Origin of the sequence: Nitrospira japonica (genome assembly GCF_900169565.1) — a bacterium.
GTDB classification, from domain to species: domain Bacteria; phylum Nitrospirota; class Nitrospiria; order Nitrospirales; family Nitrospiraceae; genus Nitrospira_C; species Nitrospira_C japonica_A.
Genome location: NZ_LT828648.1, coordinates 1,214,278 through 1,235,260 on the forward strand (window position 1 = coordinate 1,214,278; position 20,983 = coordinate 1,235,260).

Annotated in this window: 16 protein-coding genes; 11 read left to right on the plus strand and 5 right to left on the minus strand. The window is 56.3% G+C overall.

All coding sequences use genetic code 11. The features are described from left to right. Positions 1–204 precede the first annotated feature (204 nt). Positions 205–1,926, plus strand: a complete 1,722-nt coding sequence (locus tag NSJP_RS05770) for a caspase family protein (RefSeq protein ID WP_080885970.1) — start codon at positions 205–207, stop codon at positions 1,924–1,926. A gap of 27 nt (positions 1,927–1,953) precedes the next feature. Beyond that, entirely contained in the window at positions 1,954–2,622 is a 669-nt protein-coding gene (locus NSJP_RS19615; protein WP_080885971.1) for a DUF1353 domain-containing protein, read from the plus strand. Positions 2,623–3,618: 996 nt separating this feature from the next. Here NSJP_RS19615 and NSJP_RS05780 read toward each other — a convergent pair. Further along, positions 3,619–7,155, minus strand: coding sequence for a DUF6603 domain-containing protein (locus NSJP_RS05780; RefSeq protein WP_080885972.1), 3,537 nt, complete (start codon positions 7,153–7,155; stop codon positions 3,619–3,621). A 13-nt stretch (positions 7,156–7,168) separates the two neighbouring features. Then, positions 7,169–9,457: a peptidoglycan recognition protein family protein gene (locus NSJP_RS05785; protein ID WP_080885973.1), complete on the minus strand. Its 2,289-nt coding sequence runs from the start codon at positions 9,455–9,457 to the stop codon at positions 7,169–7,171. 1,863 nt (positions 9,458–11,320) lie between these two features. On the opposite strand from NSJP_RS05785, the gene NSJP_RS05790 reads away from it, so the two are divergent. The 4 genes from NSJP_RS05790 to NSJP_RS05810 all read left to right on the plus strand — a co-directional run bounded on the left by NSJP_RS05790 (position 11,321) and on the right by NSJP_RS05810 (position 14,701). Beyond that, positions 11,321–11,644, plus strand: coding sequence for an RNA recognition motif domain-containing protein (locus tag NSJP_RS05790; RefSeq protein WP_080885974.1), 324 nt, complete (start codon positions 11,321–11,323; stop codon positions 11,642–11,644). Positions 11,645–12,555: 911 nt separating this feature from the next. After that, the gene (locus NSJP_RS05800) at positions 12,556–13,122 is read left to right on the plus strand and encodes a hypothetical protein (protein ID WP_080885976.1); all 567 of its coding nucleotides are present in this window, start codon (positions 12,556–12,558) and stop codon (positions 13,120–13,122) included. A gap of 160 nt (positions 13,123–13,282) precedes the next feature. Further along, positions 13,283–13,720: an Lcl C-terminal domain-containing protein gene (locus NSJP_RS05805; protein WP_080885977.1), complete on the plus strand. Its 438-nt coding sequence runs from the start codon at positions 13,283–13,285 to the stop codon at positions 13,718–13,720. 27 nt (positions 13,721–13,747) lie between these two features. Beyond that, entirely contained in the window at positions 13,748–14,701 is a 954-nt protein-coding gene (locus NSJP_RS05810) for an ATP-grasp fold amidoligase family protein (protein ID WP_080885978.1), read from the plus strand. On the opposite strand, the gene NSJP_RS19180 is transcribed toward NSJP_RS05810, so the two are convergent. Continuing rightward, positions 14,586–15,410 (minus strand): class I SAM-dependent methyltransferase, encoded by an 825-nt coding sequence (locus NSJP_RS19180; protein WP_155969924.1) that lies wholly within the window; start codon positions 15,408–15,410, stop codon positions 14,586–14,588. The two genes, NSJP_RS05810 and NSJP_RS19180, sit on opposite strands and share 116 nt — an antisense overlap. 231 nt (positions 15,411–15,641) lie before the next feature. On the opposite strand from NSJP_RS19180, the gene NSJP_RS05815 reads away from it, so the two are divergent. The 5 genes from NSJP_RS05815 to NSJP_RS05835 all read left to right on the plus strand — a co-directional run bounded on the left by NSJP_RS05815 (position 15,642) and on the right by NSJP_RS05835 (position 19,628). Beyond that, entirely contained in the window at positions 15,642–15,953 is a 312-nt protein-coding gene (locus NSJP_RS05815; protein ID WP_172834194.1) for a PilZ domain-containing protein, read from the plus strand. A 203-nt stretch (positions 15,954–16,156) separates the two neighbouring features. Continuing rightward, positions 16,157–16,648, plus strand: coding sequence for a hypothetical protein (locus tag NSJP_RS05820; RefSeq protein WP_080885980.1), 492 nt, complete (start codon positions 16,157–16,159; stop codon positions 16,646–16,648). Between the two features lie 54 nt (positions 16,649–16,702). After that, on the plus strand, positions 16,703–18,148 hold the full coding sequence (locus NSJP_RS05825; RefSeq protein ID WP_080885981.1) for a cryptochrome/photolyase family protein: 1,446 nt from the start codon (positions 16,703–16,705) through the stop codon (positions 18,146–18,148). Continuing rightward, positions 18,145–19,098 carry a 2-thiouracil desulfurase family protein gene (locus NSJP_RS05830; protein ID WP_080885982.1) on the plus strand — a complete coding sequence of 318 codons (954 nt, stop codon included), beginning with the start codon at positions 18,145–18,147 and terminating at the stop codon, positions 19,096–19,098. Before NSJP_RS05825 ends, NSJP_RS05830 begins: the two co-directional genes overlap by 4 nt. Positions 19,099–19,121: 23 nt before the next feature. Next, the gene (locus NSJP_RS05835; RefSeq protein ID WP_080885983.1) at positions 19,122–19,628 is read left to right on the plus strand and encodes a sirohydrochlorin chelatase; all 507 of its coding nucleotides are present in this window, start codon (positions 19,122–19,124) and stop codon (positions 19,626–19,628) included. Positions 19,629–20,253: 625 nt separating this feature from the next. Here NSJP_RS05835 and NSJP_RS05840 read toward each other — a convergent pair. Further along, positions 20,254–20,433, minus strand: coding sequence for a DUF6496 domain-containing protein (locus NSJP_RS05840; protein WP_080885984.1), 180 nt, complete (start codon positions 20,431–20,433; stop codon positions 20,254–20,256). An 84-nt stretch (positions 20,434–20,517) separates the two neighbouring features. Continuing rightward, the gene (locus tag NSJP_RS19185; RefSeq protein ID WP_172834195.1) at positions 20,518–20,829 is read right to left on the minus strand and encodes a S1 domain-containing protein; all 312 of its coding nucleotides are present in this window, start codon (positions 20,827–20,829) and stop codon (positions 20,518–20,520) included. Positions 20,830–20,983: the final 154 nt, after the last annotated feature.

Genomic DNA, 20,983 nt, shown 5'->3' on the forward strand with positions numbered 1-20,983 from the left:
ATTCATTGCGCCCCCATAGCAGCCCCGCCAGACTAGATTTCCGTTTCCGTTTGGAGTATGGCAATAGCTTGTCGATGATTTAAGCTTCAGCTGATTTCAGAAGGGAGCTTAAGTGAGTCAAGGAGTATTCATGACCTAGGCGTCCCTGAAACCTAATGTACTCACAGAATTCCCAACCAAATCCAGCGCGGAAGGTAAAACAACATGGCAACGCGACGTACGATAAACAAGCTCGCACTAATTGTCTTACAAGTTCTATGGATCTATACGCCAGCGTACTCCGGCGGCTTACAGGTCATCGAGAGTACTGTCCAAATCAGCGGATCCTCAGACCGTCGCTTTCAGCCTAATGCATCTATTTCTGTCTCTTTCAAGGCGACGGACTATTCATATGCGTCGCCAGAATTTAAATACGTCTTCTTCGCCATTGTTCCGAGGGATGAAGTTTTGGAAAGGGTTACATCCCAACAAGTCACGAAATGGCAATTATTTCATATATTGATGAGATCACCTCACAAGGCGGCGAATCAGCTTGCTTATAAATTAAGATTCTCCGCACCCTCGGACTTTGGGCAGTTCAAACTGGTTTATCATCAAGTGCCCTGGTTTGGAATGAGACGTTTGGAAAATTCTGACAAATTGGGACAACTAGCTCGAAATTCAGAAGATGCTTATAAGTTCATTCGCGAGCATCTGGAAAGGTTTTATTGGGGCTGGTCGGAGATTGTAAATTTTGAAGTATCCTCCGAAGGACAAGGAACAGATCCATTCACGATTTATTTAAAGGCAAATGGTAAGAATCCTGCCTTTGCTGACGTCAAAGGAGGTTTACGGCAAAGTCCCCTCAAGATAAGTTGGTCAGTCGGAAGTGAGTCCAAGTTGCGGCCCGACAAGGTGCTTTACAGATACAAACTATGGCCAGAAGAAAATGATTGGTCTGCTTGGACTAGTGACCGCTCTATCAGGTATCACTTTCTACAGAAAGGATTCCATAACTTTTCCGTCATGGGAATGTATAAGAGAGGTGATCATACTATAGAGTCGCAGCCAGCTACATTCGATTTTGCTTTGGACGATCACATGGTTGTAAAACCGTCCTCCGAAGTTATTTTCAAAGGACCACAAACGAAACAATTTACTGTAGATGGTGAAGACGTTCCGCCATCTATTGCATTCGATACCGTTTACGCTCACAGCAAAGCTCTTATTGTCGGCGTCTGGCAATTCAGCGACAATCGCTTTGCCAGGTTTCCTAAAGAAAAGATAGAAAAAGACATCGAAACGGTAGGGAATGCACTAAAACTCAACAATTTTGAGGTAACCACTCTTTTTCGAGATCGGCTATCACGCGACGAAATTGCGACGGCACTTGAGATGCTCGTGAATGCAGCATCTAAAGATGACCGATTGTTTATATACTTTTCATCACACGGTTTCAGAGACAAGACCATGCCATCAGAAGCCTATATTGCAACATCTGACTGCGAAATGGACCATCCTTCGGTTAAATGTTTGAGATTAACCGACATTGAACATCAAGCTCGTCGAGCGTTAGAAAAGCAGTCACGCCAGGTGCTTATCGCCGCAGACAGCTGTTTTTCTGGCCTTGGTATCATCACCAAGAGTTCAGGACCCGTTAACCTAGCGAGATTAGCCTCCGCCCAGGGTTTATTCATGATGACAGCTGGCATGGCTGATCAATTGGCCGAGATAGATCCCACGCTGAACATGAGCACCTTCACACACTACTTGGCTAAAGGGTTAAGAGGTGAAGCGAGCGTGTACGACAAGAGCGGAGTAATTACTCTATCAGAACTACTGCTGTATGTTCAGTACAATGTCGCACGAACGACAAATTCACGGCAAATTCCCATGCTAGGAAGAGTGAAAGGGGACGGTGAAATGCTTTTCCGGCCAATGCACTAGCACTTCACCATAGGAGGTACGACGATTATGTCTAGGCAACCTCACTCTCAATGTTTGGAACGCAGAACGCTGTTCAGGGTATCCGCCGGTCTTCTATTATTGTTTCCCTACATGCTCATGCGCTATCTACCTCTTCTTAGTGTTGGCATCGTAAGGGCAGAAGAACTCACCGAAGACAGAGAGATTACAAAGGAGATATGGCTAAACGAATTTTTTCAGATAAAGCCCCCTATTGGAGCACTCCATTTGTTTCGTTTTGCCGATGAGATGTATGCCACAACGAAACCTATATCTTGGGTCCCCGCGAAGGGAGAACAGCAGAAAACTTATGAGCAGGTCGACGTACCAATAGGATTTGTTACTGACTTCGCCAGTGTGCCACGTATATTTTGGCAGTTCTTGCCGCGCGACGGCAAATACACATACCCAGCTATAGTACATGACTACTTGTACTGGACCCAGAACCGCTCTCGGGAAATGGCGGACCAAATATTACGGATAGGGATGCAAGAGTTTGGAATAGATCCTATTGTGGTCAATGCTGTTTATTGGAGTGTTAGAGCAGCCGGTGATATCGCATGGAAGCACAATGCGAAGTTAAAATCTCAGGGTGAAAGGAGAATACTCAAACGTTTTCCAGAGGATCCCTTAATGAAATGGCAAAATTGGAAAGAACACAATGATGTCTTTGCCTGATAGGTCCGAGAGCACGGAATCGTTCGTCCGCTGCACACTGCCGATTTCTAGGCTGTGAAAAGGAATTCTGGCAAGCTGTTTCTGTCATTCTAGCATGCCATGCGACTGGAGTTTCTGCTCGGTGGGTCGCGAACATTCACTATCTCGAATACCCACTCGTCCCATTTTTTCATCAGGGTGTTATCGCACGCCGGTGGACCTCAAGGGGTACCAACTCTACACCCAATCCTCGCATTCGCCGGTCAGGGTCCGGCGGTTTGTGTGTTCGCTTACACCAGTCAGAACAGATACCTCAACCTGCAGCTCTGAGTTCGCATCCCTGAAATGAGGCATAGCGATTCTCTTAGGGGTGTTTCGATTACATCTGTTTCCTACAAAATGTAGTTTTAGCAATGATCCCACTTATCTTCCGGTATTTGCGCACTGCTCAAGGATTGGGTTTAGTAAACAGCCATTATGCGTTGAGAGGACCAAACCACGAATCAAATGATTTGCCCATTGCTGCTACCTGAAAAGCGTTTCGGCAATCAGATTCTTGAATGTCGATGATAGGGTTGTTAGGGCAGCATTACGTTTGCTTTTCGTTTCGTAGCCCCCAATTGAACGTTTGGGTTTTACTGCCCGGCTTAACCTGCAACACGACATCATTTGCTAACTTGAACTCATAATTCAACGGACCAGCTAATTTGGGACGGGGCAGGCCGATCGAATTCGATGTGAGGAAACAAGTTACTTTCGAATGTCGTCGTGTGTGGGCGCGGCTCCATGCGCACGATTTGCGACGGATCCAAGGCTGTCACATCTCCAGGCCCGTAGAGACGCAACTCTGTCGGTGGAAGGTCGAGCGCATTCAGTGTGATCTTCGCCGATATTGATACTTGTGCCGGCTGGTTTCGTGAGAGCGAATCTATCGTGGTGATCGCATTCGCCGTACCGTGCCGAACCCAGGGGAGAAAATGGCGAACAGTAGTATCGGCCATGGAGCGCGACCTCCGATCAAGGCGTTACGGCCACAATCTGCAGACCCGCTTGTTCCGTAAAATTCAGCTTTCTCTTCGCAGCATCAGCTTCAGCGTAGGTAACGAAGTCCGTCGAATTGAGCCGTTTCGTAAGATTGGACTTTGAGACCAATCGGAAGATCTTGCTCCGAGTCGGCAGTTTTAGGGCGGGAGCTCGGTAGCGGTTTGGCCCGGAGTGTTTGGCTGCGTGCAGACCAGCTGCGCTCCACCGCGAAAGTCGAGCGGCAATCCCGGCGTCCATCGTATGGCGTGGAGGCGGCGGGCCAGCCGGTTTGGGGATGATCTTTTCTTCATACTCCACTGTAGTCGTGAGTGGAGCGCCATGCTCCGCCTGTTGGGTTGTAGCCTGGATCCCAGCTTCTAACAATTCAAACGACGGGCTCGACAACTTCTCATCATCCGACATGTCACGAAACTGGGCCGGGGCAAAGTGATCACGTACCGGTTCGGTGTCAACACCTCCTATGCCGATCTGAAGTTGTTGGATTTGGAATTCCTGCGGCCCGCCAGCGACGGGCGTTGTCCCAAACCGTGTGATCAGAAGGTTCAACGGCACGACATTTTGTTTGATCGTCAGGAGACCCAGCGGGTGCATGCGTATCCCCGTCGAGTCGTCAATCTCACGCAGACTCACCAATCTCGAAAGCGTGCGCGGCAGAGCCGCGCTCCACGCGGCCGGCTGGCTCAACGCTTCTCGCAACAGTCTGGCCACATCAGTCGACTCGGGAACCGGGGGAGATTCCCCTTCGATAAGGGTCGTGTCGAATGACACCGATTTCCTAAAGATCCAGATCTTAAATGTGGCTTTCCCCCGAACATGTAACGGACGCGGGCCGGACAGTTCGCCCTCGAAGGACACCATGAAGAGGCTTCGGCCGAAGGCCTTCAATTCCAATGATGCATGCAGCGCCGCGACGAAATGAAATGGGTTAAATTGAATCAGCACATCGAAGCCTGCCATACCTTCGACACTGAATTTCGATTTTTTCGCGAACAAATGCACGTGCGCGCCGAACTGGACGGTGTTGGAAGTGATGGCGAAATACGCCTCGCACCGGAGCTTCAGATCGTCGGAATTCGCTAGTACGATGGCGAGGCGGGGCATCGGCTCAAGTCCAGGGGGAGGCGTAAAGTCCGGATGCACCCCGCCGATCGCCAGGATAAAAGACGGATTCCGGTTCCAAGTCATCCGCATCCGCATCTCGCCGGTGATGACGTATTTGTTCAGCAAACGCGAGTCGTGCAGCACCGCATCGAGAAAGGCCCGCTCTTGCGCGAAATCGATTCCGCCAAAGACGTACATCTGGAGGCGGACAAGATCCAGCTCCTGCCTGGGAAGGATCGCCGAAAGGTGCCCAACCATTAGTGCCCTGGTGCGCACGCCGAATTCCACAATGAAGGCTAAGCGAATGATGGCAAGGGGTGGAGTGCCCCACGTAATCTGCACGACCGGCCCAAAGAGATGATGATCCTGTGCCGGAGGAAACACCGTGTTGAGTGCACTTAGATATTGAGGCCCATTGCGGACCGGATCAGCCGGTGCGAGGATACCGTCGAGCGTGTTGGCGCGCATACCTAGCTGAATGGCGTCTTCGTTCGCTGTTCGATGGATGCCGAGAAGCCCACCGATTCCCCGGAGCATGAACCCCAAGCCAAGCGGGATCGGCTTGAAGCCTTCGGCGGTGATCACCACAACAAGGGAAAATCCGTTCTGGCCGCCCGGCAGCCGCGTATGAATCAGCCCAAGGGCCCGCACGGCGATGCCGCCTTGCATCTCCAGGTAGAGCACACCCGCATACTGAGCTTGCTGAGGATCGAAGGAAAGAAAGCCTCCCCCATGTACGACGCCGGCATCGATCGTGAGGCCGACGCCGGTGGGAGGCTTGAAACGGAAGTCCAGATCCGCCACACCAAGATTGCCCCCAGTTTGGGGGAAAGTTAGGTCAGCAGCGAGTCCCACTCGCTCTATCGTTGCTTCTACGGGGCCAAGCCGGAGCACGAGTGTGGCCGATGCTTCTGTTTCCAAGCCTTTGTCGCCGGCATGCAGCCGGAGATGAACGGTCGGCACCTTCAGCCCACCTATCGCAAGCCCAATTGGTAAGGTTGCGTCCAGCCCCGTGCTGCCACGCAGTGTCAGTCCTCGTTCGTTGGACCAGGCCAGGCCGAGATCGAAGTTGGCCCGCATGCCCTTCGCCGGCAAGATGCTGCTGAGAAATCCATCGCCGTCAGCAGGCGCAAGGACGAGTGCGCCCGACTGCGCGTAGATGGCCAGCAGGACGACAGCGGAGGAACCCGTCGCGCGCAGGTCTGCGTCGAGCTGCAGCGCGCCGATCTCGAGCCGCGTACTGGTGCTCGCGCCGAACACGAATGCCAGCGCACCGGCCGCGGCCTCGCGCTCGATCCGCAGCTTTGCGCTGGCCGTCGCGTCGGCCAGTGCGTCCGGCGCGAGCGCCGCACCATCGGGACCGAACACGAAGCCGGGCACGCTGCCTTCGCTTTCGAGCGTGAGGCGCCAGCCGTCGCGCGTCTCGGTGAAGGCGAGCTGGCCGAGCAATTCGATGATCAGCCCGTGCGCAGCGGCCGGATGACGTGCCGACGTCACACGCGCAGCAACCGCAAACCGCGCCGGAGCGGCCACGCCGTCGCTCACCTGTCCTGGCAGCACGATAACGAAACGCGGCTCGACGCTCTCGAGGTATGGCCTCAGGTCCACTGACTCGGCCTGCGGGAACTCCACCGCGAGCGCGTCTGCGTCGTGCTCGTCGTCGCCGAAGTGATCCGACTCGTTGAGCTCGACTGGCAGCGGCGCGCTGGGCGGGCCGACCGCCACGCGGTCCTCGAAGCACTTGAGTCCCAGCGTGTGCGCCAGCAGCCGCAGCAGTGGAAAGAGGCGGCGCGCCGACTCGTGCGCGTCGGCGGCGGTGTCGAGGCGATTTGGGAAGTAATGCTCGGACAGCGTCGGCAACGGGCGTTGGAGGATCGCGTCGACCCGCTCCAGTTGCAGCCGATCTCCGCACCACGGTAATCGGACAACCTTCGCACCGTCGGCGACCATCGGTTGGGCAGACGCGATCTCGGCCGGCGTCACCAGTGTCAACAGGCACGCAGCGCGGAACAATGTTGGGTGACGCACCCGCAGGTGCATCGCGAGCAACTGCTCAATCAGGTCGCGCCCGAGGTCGCGCGTCTGGTCGGCCAGCGTCGGGTCCTGCACGAGGTGCTCGACTCCGCGCGCTGAGCTGAACAGGTCGTCCGCAAGCGCGAGAAGGCGCGCGACACCGGACCACGAATCGAGCATCTCTGGCTGCAGGTCGACAATCTCCTGCGCAAGCCCGCCCAGGCGCTCGATCTCCCGGCGCAGATCGGCGCGGCCGCCGACCTCGTCGGTTCTGCCCATCGACTGCATCAGCAGTTTCACACCCACCGGTCGCCGCGTGGCGTCGACCAGTGGCGCCAGCAGCGCAACGATCTCGTCACGCAGTGTGACAGGCAGAGTGTTGTCGTTGGTGGCCATGCGGATCTCCGCGTCAGACGTTCCGCGCACGCGGGCGCGGATGGTCGGGTAACTGCGGTACGGCGGCGCCGGCCGCGTCGGTGACCTTGTACTTCGGCCACTCACTGGCCCAGGTGGTCTCGTTGAGCCAGCGCATGAACTTCAACGGTTCGTAATGGAACGCGAATCCGGCCGCGTTGAGCTGCCCGTGCCCTGGCAGCGTGGGATGCAGGCGCGTGACGAGCGAGGCATCGCCCCACCAGTTGACGAGGTCGGGGTTGACGCCGATGCCTTGCAGGCGCGTGCGCTCCTCCGCCGACGGCGCCTTGGACCATTCGCTCTGGTAGAAAACCGCCGGCAGCATGGGCATCGGCGTGCCGGCGGGCAGCGACCAACCCGAGGCGCTGGCGACGGACTGGAAGGCCGGTGGCACGAATCCGGAGCCGAAGGTCTCCAGGCCGATACCATGCAGCACCATTGTGCCTTCCTTACGGATCACGCCGGCGTGTCCGAGGAAGTCACCCAGCAGCACGCGGATCGGCGTCTCGTTATTGCGTCCGCTCGCGCCGACCGCCACGTCTCCGGCGCGCAGCCGCTCGAGGAAGAAGAGTAGTGCCACCGCGTCGGTACGCCAACTTTCGAGCACAGTGGGCCGCCGCGGCGTTCCCGGCGGGCGCGAATCCCAGGCCGCCTGCTCGATACCGCCGTGCGCGGCACTGGCGTCGTACAGCGCGAGGACGAGGTCGCATTCCTTTTTGCGGATCAGCACGCGGTTGAGCCAGCAGGGGTTGGAGTCGGTCACCTCGGTGAAGCTCATTCCGTCTGGGCGTGCGAGGTGGATGATCAGCGAGTACACATAAGTGGGCTCCTGGTCATAGTCGATGCGGCCGGGGTTAGCGGGAAACGAGCCCACGCCTTCGATCTCGACCGACAGCGTGTCGGGCAGATGGAAGATCTCGTGCCGCACGAGCACGAACGCCATGCTGACCTCGTCACCAGTGTTGGGGAAGCGCGCCGCGACCAGCTCGCCGTTGGCCGGCGCATAGATCGGCACCCCCGCCGTACCCAGGTTGAAGGTCGATGGCGACGAGATGTCGCCGAAAATGCCGTTGCTCGAGCGCAACCCGCTGCCTGCCGCGAGCAAAGTATAGGCGCGATCCTTGGCGTCGAAATCGCGCGTCGACTCGAAGTAGTACTCGCGCAACGGCGTCGTGCCGTCCGCGCGCCGCTCCGGCCGCCGCGCGGTCACCACGGTGACAAGGTCGTCGCTGAGGTCGAACGGATACCACCACCAGTCCCAAACCTCGCGCGCGAAGCGGTGCCAGTCGAATAGCGGGCCGGGGCAATCGTGGTCAGAGCTATTAAGCGTGTTCGACCCGGAGAAGCCGTGGCCGTGGAAGCCGCGGTATACGTCGAACAGGGCGGTCCAGACGCGGTTGTGCTCCCTGGTATTGGTGGCCATGTTGCGCGGCTGGATCGCCGCATCGTAACGCGCCTCAAGCGTCGCGGCATTGGCCGATTCGAACAGCGCCTCATGGATATGGTGCGCGGCCAGCGCACGCACGAGGACGGGAAAACGTTCGTCGGCCAGCGCGAGGCGACGGAAGGTCGCCGAGTTGTCGACTGTGCGCTCGCGCCGCGCGTGCGGCAATAGCGGGAAGTTACGCGGCAGGTCGTGCCGTTCGCACAGGAACCGCGCGAGGAGCGCCCAGCCGCGGTACTGCTGCTCGGTGAACAGCATGTAGCGGCGGTCGCCCAGTGCCTCGCGCGCCGGCCCCGCGTAAGTGCGTGTCGTCCACCAACTCACGACCACCTCGCGGAAGGCGCGGTGCGAAATCCACAGCTTCGCGCCCGGCACGTCGTCGGCGTTCTGGTCGGCGTTCGCCGCCAGCGAGGCCCAGCGGCTGCCTGGCGGCGGCGATGATTCGCTCAGGTTGCCGGTCTCGACGCCGATTGCCCAATTGTTCGTGTGGTTGCCGTGCAATGTGATGCTCGGCATGTTGATCAGGCCGAAGACCGTCCCGTCACCTGGCACGAAATACTGCGTGCCTATGCCCGGATCATCCCGCTTCTCCCAGTCGGCCGGCGGGCCGACGTACCGCTTGACGAATTCCTCGACCCTCTCGCGCGGCGGAAAGCCGCCGGTCACGTGCACAACGACGGAACGCACATCGGGCATGAACGTGCCGAAACTCCCCGGGCGCCAGTTGGCCACTCCGGCCATCACCCGGGTCTGCGGGTCATCGCTGAACACGGTGGCCAGACGCGTCTGTAGTGAAGTGGGCATGGCCAACCTTTCAAGGACCAGTTCGAACAGCGGCACGGTCTGTCAGCGCGCGCCGCTGCGGTTCAAGGTGCCGAGCACCGCCCGGCTGTCTGCAAACCGGATTGCCTGTTCCCCGAGCTCCTGTGATCCAATCGTAGGCGCCTGCCTATGAGTTATGAAGATAGGGCTCCAAGAGCGACGGTTGAGCAATTCCCTTCATAAGTAGGTCTTGCTCATTTAGAACTTCCAGAAAGAGAGGGGAGCGATTCTTTAGCGCAAACCGAACAGCCACTGATCAGGAGTAACCATGCGTAGCATAGGATCCGCAAGCACCAGCGGAAGCTGTTCTAGACGATTTTCAAGAGAGGTCCACGCCATAGCGCTCCCATTATGGTGGTTGTCTTTTGTGTTACGCGATGGGGCAGGAGTGACCACCCCATTCTAGTGATGGCACTTTTGGCCAGTAATTGTGCACGGCAGTGAAAGTTGTGTGCGATGCAGACGAGTAACTTCTCTACACCAACTGCCAATTGCTGCATTCCATCCTCAATGATGGCAACTGCTCGTTGAAAAATCGGAGAGGACGTAAACTATTCGCAGGCTTTTAACTTGTCAACCTAAATAAATCAAATACGTGTAATTTAGGACTTGAGTCTTCTATTTTTCTAAATAATAATCCCGCCTATTGGCGACAAATCATATATAGAAGCCACGGTCGATATAGATGGAATCAAATTGAAGTTTTCTATAAAACTGACCAATGTGCTGACTTCTGGCTTTGATCGTTCCTTACAACTCCTAGGGATGGTAGCTAACGAACCCTTTGTTTATTTCCGAAAGCTTCCTGCCGGTTCTGCGATACACGCCAACCCCTGTAAGCGGATATGTAGCTATTCAAAGGGAGCCGAATAGAAACAAGCGAAATCTTACCAATCTCAAGCTTGTCCCCTTCCCACGCTTCCCCCTCTTTTCGTCTAATTCGATGTGCTTTCAGCCGTGACCGGTTGGGAGGCATCACATTTTGTGAATTTCTCCGAGGAGAACACCCCAGTGTTTTTTTGTCGTTAATGTCGCTTGGTTCGTGACCCCGATGCGGTAAGCGGTCTGGGTCTCATCCCCATGAGGGGTTTCCTTTTTTAGAGAATTTCAAATAGGAAGTGGAGAGGGGGAGATCTGTAGCGGGCTCGGGTAGATTTATAGTGCTAGGGTGGAGAGGCTCAGAGGTGGCCCTCCGCCTGCCGCGAAGGTCCCGGCGGGTCTTGTCCTGGGGGGAAGAAGCATGCTTTTTCTGATTCAACCAATCTTGCTCGAGTACGGCGGACCTTCGCGGTACACGGACACGAGGCGGACACGCTATGATTATGCCGTGGATTGTTGCGAGCCTATGAAGGCGCATCTGGTCTGCAAGCTGTAGACAGAGCGGTTAGCGATCCGTTAGCGTGGGGCAGCAACTCAAGATCTAAGTTATTGATTCGTAAGCTTTGCAATAGGTTGGGGATAGTATCCCGGCTTCGGCACCAAAATCCCGTGCAATATCGTAGAGCCGATCCACTGGTTCTTTCGTGGCTTTCTTTCAAGGCTAGCGAGGCTCGTCGAGTATGGCGAGGCCGTTGCAAGCGGTTTACGAGTCATAGGGCAGCGTTCTGGCCGGGCATCTGATCCGCGGTGCAATCCTGGTTACATACTGCGGAATAGCTATTCTCAGGACAACCTGCTACGATATACTCGTTTCATCGCGGCGGACCTCGCGTGAAACATTTCAATTGAACGGTCCATCACCGATATTGTCTCACCCGGACCCGGAAACTGATCGGAAGCCTGACCAAAGCCGCTGTTCGTGATTGCGTCTTCGGCCCTCTCCTTCCTCTCATACCTCGCGCTGGTGTTTTCGACAATGTCACATTTGAAGGGAGGAACCTCATGGGTTCCAAATTATATGTAGGCGGTCTGCCGTACGCGGCAACCGAGACGCAACTCACCACTCTGTTTGCCGCACACGGCAAGGTTGAATCAGCCCGTGTCATCGCTGACAAGTTTACCGGGCAATCGCGAGGCTTCGGCTTCGTCGAAATGTCGACGCCGGAAGAAGCCCAGGCAGCCATTACGGCTTTGAATGGGTCTCAAATGGATGGTCGGTCACTTACGGTGAACGAAGCGAAGCCGCAGGAGTCCCGCTCCGGCGGTGGAAAGCGATTTGGTGGCGGAGGATCCGGCAACGATTTCGGCGGTCGGAATCGCTTCTAGTCTCGGGGCTGTTCTTGAGAGGGGCATCTCGATAAGATGCCCCTCTCCCTTTCCGCTCTACTGGCAGCAACTGTTCTGATAGCTTCCCACTCGGCAGCACTTCACACAATATCCAGGGTTCTTTGTCCTGACAGAATTTCTTGAGTCAGAAGTTGCCGAATGCGTGACCTTCTAGGATCACGGTTCAGATACGGATTGTTTCCTGGCAAGGGGAGAGATCCTCTAGCGCTGTGCACACGCTGACGACCTTCAGCCATTCCTGGGGCGTCGTGTAACTCCTTTGCCGCCGGATCGACGTGTCCGGGCACGTCCTTTCATCTCTTGCTCCGCCGATCTCAACAGCGTCTCGTCTCCAAATCCTTGGCTGGCGAGCGATGACACGGACCTTCTGATTGTTTCAATCGCCGTGGGTTCCGTCACAGCCGGATCGGACAAGCCCAGCAGTTCCCAGCGAATTTTCGGTTTCGATGTGGATCTGGTCTTCTTTTTCTTGGGGGCGTTCCGGTTCCAAACGGGTGAGATCTTCATCAGAAACCTTTCTTCAGTAGTGAATCAGCGACTATCGGCATGGCCATGTAATTGTAACAGATTGATGGATGACATGTTGTCGTCTATTGTGAGGGGACCTGAGCTAAGAACATGAGAATTAAGGCTTTTCGGCCGATTGTAGCCTAGAGAAGGCATGAATGCGCTGATCACGAGTTCACGCTAGAGGGGAGTATACAGCGGAGATCTCAGACTGCGATGCATTGACACTCACCGTGCCGGTCCTATCGAGCAGGGGCACTCACGGCTGCGGGACGCCGCCCACAATCTCACGGATCATGCTGACCTTAACCCCGGCTAACGCTATACTTGCGCCCACTTAACCGGGAGGCGGCATGACTGGTGATGTATTCTCTAGAGGGAGCATGAAGCTGTTCCTGCTGATATTCCTGACGGCTGTCCTACAGGGGTGCGAGTTTTGGGACAAGGAGATCGTCGACGTGTATGCACCGGATTCTCGTCGCGATAAGCAGAGAGAATTTTACATCCAAAGTCTTAATTACCATTTGGGAAAACCGAAGGCCGATCGTATCCGTGCTATCGGGCCGCCGGATCAGTGTAGAAATCAAAATTCAACGACAGAGATATGTGAATGGACACAAGTCGGCCAACCCTTGGAACATACCGTCACCTATACCTATGGGAGGGACGGCCTTGCGACCGCATGGAGCTATCGCGGGTCGTACGGCGAGTTTACGAACGCCAACTATGAGACGGCCAAGTCAGCCGCCTCCATACCGGGAAAGAATCGAAATGAAGCTGCACGGCCACAAGAGGAGAACTGGGTGCACCCAAGCAAGACCAGCGTGCAATTCGACGAAGACAACGTGCAATGCCGGACCGAGGTGCAGGGGTATCCAAAATCCATGTGGGATACCGAATCCGACAAATGCCTGAGGCGTCATGGATGGACACGAGTCCAGAAGCCCTGACAGGCCGGAGCACATTGTCTGCCTGCGGGGGCCGGAGTGAGTGGATCATTGGTGCGGATTCGTTGCGGGACATTCGTGAATGTCGGACCGGATGCTGGTATCACTTGTACTTGAACTCCGGCTCTGCGCATCCTAGACAAGGACTCACGGGAGGGGAACGATGAATTGGGACCGAAACTTTCCTAGCGCAACTCGCTTTACCATACTGCCCGAGTTCAATAACGAGGCGGTTCGTGATAACAACACTGGCTTAGTCTGGCAACGGACGCCGGATACGACGCTGCGGGACTGGCTGGGTGCACGGACCATTTGTGCCAATTTGGTAGTGGGTGGCGCAACCGGTTGGCGTCTCCCCTCCGTCTTCGAACTGAAAAGCCTTCAAGATCCTTCATTGCCGGCCCCCTTCGTGCCAACCAGCGTTTTTACCGTGCCGTCCAATACCTTCTGGTCGACGACCGAGGTTTCCCCTCCTCCGGCTGGTCAGGCCGTATGGGTGGTGACATTCGCCGGTGGCATGGCGTTGACCAACGGAACGGCCGGAGGGCAGACCTTCCTTGCTTGGGGGGTGCGAGGCCCCATGCATCCGGATACGTATTGAATCGCACTCAGTACTTCTGTCTGAAACATGAATTCCGTCGATCCCGCGTGGCTGGGATCGGTGGCCGCGTTCACCGGTGATATCCGACGCCTGATGATCGCTCGGTTCATTCATCAGCGACTCCGCCGCCTCGCCGTGACGCTCTATGGACGTGGAATACCGTCCCGGCTGTTGGACGCCATTCTCTATCCGACCTATCTGTTTCAGTTTCTCGAGGTCCACAACAGGCTTCCGGTCAGACCCAACCGGTTGTTCAACGATTTTCTGTTCAAGATCAAATCAGGTTCCGAACTGAAACACCCTCTGCGAAGGCTCGTCACCGACAAGGAGCTTGGAAAGATCTATATCGAAAAGAAGCTCGGACGCGGGGTTACTCCGCGGACGCACATGATCTTGCGGAGTGCGGCGGCGGTCGATCGCGATACGCCTTCCGTCTACCCGTCCGTCGTCAAGCCGACACACTGTTCCGGAAGAATCGTGATCGTTCGTTCGGCGTCCGAGTACGCAGCCGCGTCACCCACGATCAAGAACTGGCTCCAGGAAGATTATTTTCTCGATGATTTGGAGAAGAACTATGTCGGGCTTGAGAGAAAAGTCATCGTTGAAGAATATATCGACGATTCCTTCGTGCTCGAAGGGTCGCTCCATTGTCTCAATGGCGAGCCCAAAGTCATCAGTCTGATCGATCGGACGACCAAATCGCGACAGTCGTTCGATGTGAATGCAATGCCCCTTGGGGTGAGCCTGCACTTCCCGCTTCAGGAATTCGAACCCAAGAGCTGGGAGTTTCTGCCGCAGCTTCTGGAAAGCGCACGGATTCTGGCGTCCGAATTCGACTACGTCAGGGTGGATTTTTACACAGATACTACGCGGATACTCTTCGGCGAGTTGACGCATCTGCCGGCAGGCGGGACGGGGAAGTTTTACCCGGCGAACGGAGAGATGAAATTTTCCGAGGCATTTTTTCGGTCTCCGCACTGACAAAGTCCAATCTCCAGTCGATCTTCAGCCCGTTGCCGCTCCGTCTCATGCCGAGCAGGTCCCTGACGTGACGGAGCAAGACCGGCTTTGAAACACGAATGCCGAAAAACTTCGTCATCCAGATGTAGAGATGCTCTTCGTGTGCAAATATCCATTCATGAACGATCGTCTTGCGAGTGATGCGCCGATATCCCGCCTGGCTCAGCACGCCAACGAAGTCATCTTTGAGGTAATTCCCGGTGTGTCCCGTCGGAGTGTATCGGCCGACAAATGTGTCGAGAAACCGGCTGGTTGACGATTCGCTAGTGACTTCGACCATCAACAAACGCCCGCCCCTTCTGAGCACTTGACGAGTGGCGACAATGAACTGCAGTTGCTCTTGATCCGTCAGGTGGTGGATTCCGGCGATTGAAAGAACGGCGTCAAAGTGGTCTCTCGGTATTCCGGTCAATTCGTAGTCGGTCTGAATGATATTCCACTCGTCCAACGTATCCGGGACGATGAAGTCCGCGAATGTGATCGCTTCAGTGCGAGCGATGGTTTTGACCAGGTTGCCTTCAAACGGCACATTGAGCACGTGTTTCGCGTTCAGGCGCTTGAGGATGGCATACAAATGTTTGATCTCCGCCATACGAGGCGAATTATCGCCAGCATAGGCGTGGATCAATTCAGTGTTTCTCGCAAAACGTTCCGTGTAGGTCGTCGGCATCTCGTGCTCGAGAACGGCCGGCTTCGGCCCGGACTGACGTGTCGTTGTGATATGAGCGTCCTACGCTCAATGCCCTAGCGTACTACAAGACCTTCATCCGCGTACAAAAAAGTCAGCTTTATTGCGCTCCCTTCGTGTGGAACACATGAATAATGTGGAGAAACGCCGCTTCGGCATCAACGGCATTGCATCTGCATGAATCAAAGTAATGCCTTGCCATGGTGCAGTGTCATGATCGAACGGCGCTACCAGCGGTTCCCTGTGTCGCTTCCGTGCGCTCTGATGGCACATGATGGGCCGCATATTACCCGGTCCGTCGACCTTTCCAAGAAGGGCTGCCGAATTCAGAATACCGTCCGGGTCGCCCCCAATACCGTGATCGATCTCCTGCTCTTTACGGGAGAGGACCTGCCCATCGCGATTCCAGCCGCGAATGTTCGGTGGTGCGGGGCTGACGGTATCGGGATCGAATTCCAAGCCCTCGCGTCCTATCATCAGCAGCGTCTCAATCTGCTGCTCAATCAGCTTCAGAAGCCGCATTAACGGTCGTTGCCCGGCGCTTCCTTTCGGAAGACCGGCAGGTCGACGACTATCGCAGGTTCCCGCTCTCCCACATCTCTTTCATGTGGTCTCAGGCAACGGCTGCAATGCGGTGTACGTCCTGTTAGGATCGATCTTACGGATCAGACGACTCGAACGTTTCCACCAGCAAGCAAGGGCAAGCCCTACTCATAGGAGGGATGATTATGCGGACGGCTGCACGCAGTGCGATCATCATCGGCTTCATCCTGTCCGGACTGGTTTGTTTCGACGGCTGCCCTTCCGTCCGGGCCGAAACCCTGTCGATCCTGAATACAGGCAACAAGATGGAAGGTATTTTGGTCGAGGCGGCCATGAAGCGGCAGCTTCGGGACGAAGGCCATACGGTGACGGATGAGACGATGGAGGGGTATCTCCTGATTGTCGGCGTCTTGCCCAATATCACGTTGGGAGGAGAAAAACGCGGAGTGATCGGGAACATCGTGGTGTCGTCGGTCAGCGCACCGGTGTCGGGGAATGCGGCCGGGACCGACCAATGTCACAAGGAGCCGGAGCGCGCACAACGGATTACGGACGTGGTCGGGGCGAAGGTCTTGTACATCAATAGTACGCTCGCTCAGGCTCCCAACGAGGAGTCGCTTGCGGACATTCTGAGCACATTCGCCAAACGCGAGATCCGAACCACCGCCGAAAAATAACATGGAAACTCAAGATCGTCGATCGACTTCCGGTCTCGGAAGGATGGCGTGAGGATGCGTGGAGTCGTCTGGTTCAGACGGGATCTCCGCCTCGCGGATCAGCCGGCGTTGACCGCTGCGTGCGAAGAGTGCGACGAGATCATTCCCCTCTTTGTGTTCGACGAACCGCTTCTGCAATCCCGGGCCTTCGGCGACGCCTGCGTAAACTTTATGCTCGGGTGCCTGGATGACCTGGCGGAGCGTCTGGCCTCCTTGGGGGTACCGCTGCGATGGCGGCGGGGAGATCCGGCGGTTGAGGTGCCGTCTGCCGTGCTGGAGTGGAAGGCTGACGCCGTGTACTGGAACCGCGATTATGAACCCGCGGCAATTTTCCGGGACCGGACCGTTGAGGTCGAATTGATGCAGCGAGGCGTACAGGTTCGCTCTTTCAAAGACCACGTAATTTTTGAGGCGGACGAAGTCCAAAGCGCCACCGGGGGGCCTCTGCAGCGCTACGGCGCATATCGGGCGCGCTGGTGGACGAAGTGGCAGGCGGCGAAACCGGCCATCCTACCCGTTCCGAAAACGCTCTCCTCGAGGGGAGCGCAGTGTCCCGTTTCCTGCCCCGTTATTCCGTCTCCGGACATCCTCGGGTACGATCGCGTGCCGGTCCGGATCGAGCCCGGCGAACGAAACGCCGTCAAGCGATTGCGACGGTTCGTCAAAGGGCCGCTTCACCGGTATGCGGCCGGGCGCAACCGGCCGGCAATCGATGGAAGTTCGATGCTGTCGCCTCATTTTCGGTTCGGAACCCTCTCGGCGCGCACGGCTGTCCGGGCGGCGCTTGATTCCCTGACCGGTAGCGGGCCTGTCTCACGCGCGGACGTTGTCACGTGGATCGACGAGCTGATCTGGCGCGAATTCTTCCAGCAAGTCCTTGCCGCCTTCCCGCATGTGGCTGAGGGACCGTTTCGCGAAACTTCAGCTCCTCCGGCTCGCCAGCCGGGTCAGGAACGGGACCGGCTCTATCGGGCCTGGTGCGAAGGACGAACCGGCTATCCGATCGTGGACGCCGGCATGCGCCAGCTCAATGAAACCGGCTGGATGCACAATCGGGTGCGCATGATCACCGCGTCATTCATGATCAAGGATCTGCGACTGGACTGGCGGAGCGGAGAACGATACTTCATGCGGCAGCTGATCGATGCCGATGTCGCGGCGAACAACGGCAATTGGCAATGGTGTGCCTCGACCGGGACGGACGCGATGCGCGGATACCGGATTTTCAATCCCGCGCTTCAGAGCAAGAAATTCGATTCCGACGGCGTCTACATCCGAACGTACGTCCCGGAACTCGACAGGGTGTCTTCCGCGCATATCCACGAGCCGCATCTCATGACTCTCGAAGCGCAGCGGCGTGCCGGCTGCCGTATCGGGTACGACTACCCGGCTCCAATTGTGGACCATGGGCAAGCGCGGCGGGAGTATCTGGATCTGGCCAAACGACGGGTAGCGCAATGACCGCGCATCCGATCCGCCTCGGCATCAGCCGTTGTCTCCTCGGCGACCAGGTTCGTTACGATGGAGGGCACAAGCGCGACCATTTTTTGACCGAGGTTCTGAGCCGTCACGTGGAATGGGTTCCCGTGTGTCCTGAGGTAGAAGCCGGATTCGGCACGCCGCGCGAGGCCATGCGATTGGAGGGAGGCCCGCGTTCGCTCACGCTCATGACGGTAGAAAGCCGGCGGAACATGACCGAGCCGATGATGCTGTTCGTCCAACGTAAGGTTGACGCACTGGAAGAAGCAGACCTCTCCGGTTACGTCTTCAAGAAGGAGTCGCCGAGCTGCGGGATGGACGGAGTTCGCGTGTTCGACCGGCGGGGAAGGGCGGGGCGAAGCGGCGCAGGGCTCTTTACTCGCGCGTTCCGTGAGCGGTTTCCGCTCGTCCCGATCGAAGACGAGGAGCGGCTGTCGGACGGTATGATTCGAGAACACTTCATCGAGCGCGTCTTCTGCTATCACCGATGGCGTGCGCTCTCGCTGGATGCTCCGACGAGACAGGCCGTGGTCCGCTTTCACACGATTCACAAATACCTCCTGATGGCTCATGCGGCTGCGCCCTACCGGGCATTGGGTCGTCTCGTCGCCCAAGCACACCGGTATCGGCCAATGGACCTGGTGGGACAATACGGCCTGCTTTTCATGAAGGCGTTGGCGGAAATGACGACCAAACGTAAACAGGCCAATGTCTTCCATCATCTGGTCGGACACCTGAAGGGACGGTTGAAATCCCATGAACGTGCTGAGCTGGATGCTGCAATCCATGACTATCATCAGGGCGCGGTGCCTCTCATCGTTCCGCTCACATTGGTCAAGTACTTTGTGGCAAAGTATGAAATCGAGTATGTCGGGGCGCAGACCTTTCTGAATCCCTATCCCGAGGAACTCATGGTCAGTCACGGCATGTAACGTTCGAAGCAAGGAGTCCGTCGATGGCAAAGGCAAAGGGAGTCATCCTGGTCGGCCATGGGGGCATACCGAAGGATTGCCCGCAGGAACTGGTGACCAAACTGAAGCGGTTGGAGGGGCAACGCCGTGCGGCTCATGCGCCCCCATCTCCGGAAGAGCTCGAGTTGGACAAGAAAATCCGGCATTGGCCCAGGACGGACGTCACGGATTCTTACCAGGCAGGGCTGGAATCTGTGGCCCGTCAGCTTCGCACGAGGTTAAAGGATGTGTGGTTTGCCGTTGCCTACAATGAGTTTTGTACGCCGACCTTGGAGGAAGCCGTCAACGACCTGGTCGCTCGAGGCGCGGAACAGATCATTGTTGCGACCACCATGTTTACACCGGGCGGGTCGCATTCGGAGATCGAAATCCCCGAAATTCTTGATCGATTGCGTCTGGAACACCCGACAGTGGTCTTGCGCTATGCCTGGCCGTTCGATCTTTCAGCCGTCGCTGATCTCCTGCACGGACAAGTTGAGAGATTTGTCTGAATCGCACAGTTGATTCGGATCGTTCGCCTTCGCCGTTTAGCTACGGGGATCTTCAGAGCGTAGTCCTTCAGATACACATCTACACGATGTTGGGGTCATTGGTGCTCAAGAAAGTCGTGCACTTATATTCAATGGTCGATGGGCATGAAGGTTGCTGTCGGTAAATGGGTTTTCTATGGATCCTCACACCACTTCGGCAGGTGCTCCATTATGACGTATTGTGTTTCAGTCGAAGAAATCCGGCCACAAGCATATTCGACCGGTGGACTAACGAGCACCACGATTCGAAACTTGGTCGTGAGTTGGTGTTCGACCGAACTTGAGTGGGCCGCCTCCGCAGCCTGCAGCGTGTCGACGCTTCGTAGCCAGGTGACACGGCATGTCAGAGGATATCTGGGATTGTTGTGGAGAACCGGTGCGTTACGCGGAAAACAACCGCACGATGCATTCAATGTGACGTGCGATGGCCCGACGACAAGCCATCCTGATATTGGCCAGAACTCTTTGGTCTGCCGAGTGGGGATCGCACCTGCCGGATCCTCAGGTTCGGTCTTTCTCCTGATTCGAATCCGCCTGCGATCCCCTTCGACTCCGCTAGCCGCGGCCTGACGGGATAGGTGTGTTCTCACTTCGAGGGGCGAGGGACTTTTGCCCCCTTTCGCCTGGCTTCCGACAAGCCGATCGCAACCGCCTGTTTTCTGCTCGTGACGCGCTTGCCGCTTTTACCACTCTTCAATTGGCCCCGCTTTTTTTGATGCATTGCACGCTTCACGGACTTCTGCGCGCTTTTACCATATCGTGCCATATGGCTATCCTCTTCCTCCGTTGAATGTCCGCGCCAATAGCATTATCCGTCGCGCAAGCGACTCCGTGCTCTATCAACGTTCTATCAATCAGCGCGTTGAAGGGTCGTCGTATGACCTCGATCGGTCACATAGGCTTTCACGTGATCGCCGACAACCACCTTGTCTATCTTACTGCTCTTATCCACATGGATCCTGGTTTCCTTTCCGTCGTTGTCCTTGATCCAATAGTACTCGCCTTCCATTTTCATTAACGTGCCCGAAACCGTATCTTTTGTCAGGCGCTCTCCCAAAGTGGGTGAGGCTTCCTTATCCGACATGGGATTTGCCGCGTGAGCGGCGCCGCTCCAACATGCCACGGCTCCGACTAGTGAGAGTGAAAGCAACAGGTGTCTCATTGAGTCCTCCAAACTGGTAGATGTGATCTCGCGCTCTTAGATTGATGAATAACATGAGGTGATGGAGTGATGGACTGGGAAGAGCCCTGATTGGGGTGATCTCATGCCCCCGACTTTTCGATGAAGAGAGTGGTGCAGCAAGTAGACGGCAAGG

Excerpts from the sequence above, each read along its gene's own strand:
- NSJP_RS05770 (WP_080885970.1), top strand. The coding sequence starts at position 205 with ATGGCAACGCGACGTACGATAAACAAGCTCGCACTAATTGTCTTACAA.
- NSJP_RS19615 (WP_080885971.1), top strand. The coding sequence starts at position 1,954 with ATGTCTAGGCAACCTCACTCTCAATGTTTGGAACGCAGAACGCTGTTC.
- NSJP_RS05780 (WP_080885972.1), bottom strand. The coding sequence starts at position 7,155 with ATGGCCACCAACGACAACACTCTGCCTGTCACACTGCGTGACGAGATC.
- NSJP_RS05790 (WP_080885974.1), top strand. The coding sequence starts at position 11,321 with ATGGGTTCCAAATTATATGTAGGCGGTCTGCCGTACGCGGCAACCGAG.
- NSJP_RS05800 (WP_080885976.1), top strand. The coding sequence starts at position 12,556 with ATGAAGCTGTTCCTGCTGATATTCCTGACGGCTGTCCTACAGGGGTGC.
- NSJP_RS05805 (WP_080885977.1), top strand. The coding sequence starts at position 13,283 with ATGAATTGGGACCGAAACTTTCCTAGCGCAACTCGCTTTACCATACTG.
- NSJP_RS05810 (WP_080885978.1), top strand. The coding sequence starts at position 13,748 with ATGAATTCCGTCGATCCCGCGTGGCTGGGATCGGTGGCCGCGTTCACC.
- NSJP_RS19180 (WP_155969924.1), bottom strand. The coding sequence starts at position 15,410 with ATGCCGACGACCTACACGGAACGTTTTGCGAGAAACACTGAATTGATC.
- NSJP_RS05815 (WP_172834194.1), top strand. The coding sequence starts at position 15,642 with ATGATCGAACGGCGCTACCAGCGGTTCCCTGTGTCGCTTCCGTGCGCT.
- NSJP_RS05820 (WP_080885980.1), top strand. The coding sequence starts at position 16,157 with ATGCGGACGGCTGCACGCAGTGCGATCATCATCGGCTTCATCCTGTCC.
- NSJP_RS05825 (WP_080885981.1), top strand. The coding sequence starts at position 16,703 with ATGCGTGGAGTCGTCTGGTTCAGACGGGATCTCCGCCTCGCGGATCAG.
- NSJP_RS05830 (WP_080885982.1), top strand. The coding sequence starts at position 18,145 with ATGACCGCGCATCCGATCCGCCTCGGCATCAGCCGTTGTCTCCTCGGC.
- NSJP_RS05835 (WP_080885983.1), top strand. The coding sequence starts at position 19,122 with ATGGCAAAGGCAAAGGGAGTCATCCTGGTCGGCCATGGGGGCATACCG.
- NSJP_RS05840 (WP_080885984.1), bottom strand. The coding sequence starts at position 20,433 with ATGGCACGATATGGTAAAAGCGCGCAGAAGTCCGTGAAGCGTGCAATG.
- NSJP_RS19185 (WP_172834195.1), bottom strand. The coding sequence starts at position 20,829 with ATGAGACACCTGTTGCTTTCACTCTCACTAGTCGGAGCCGTGGCATGT.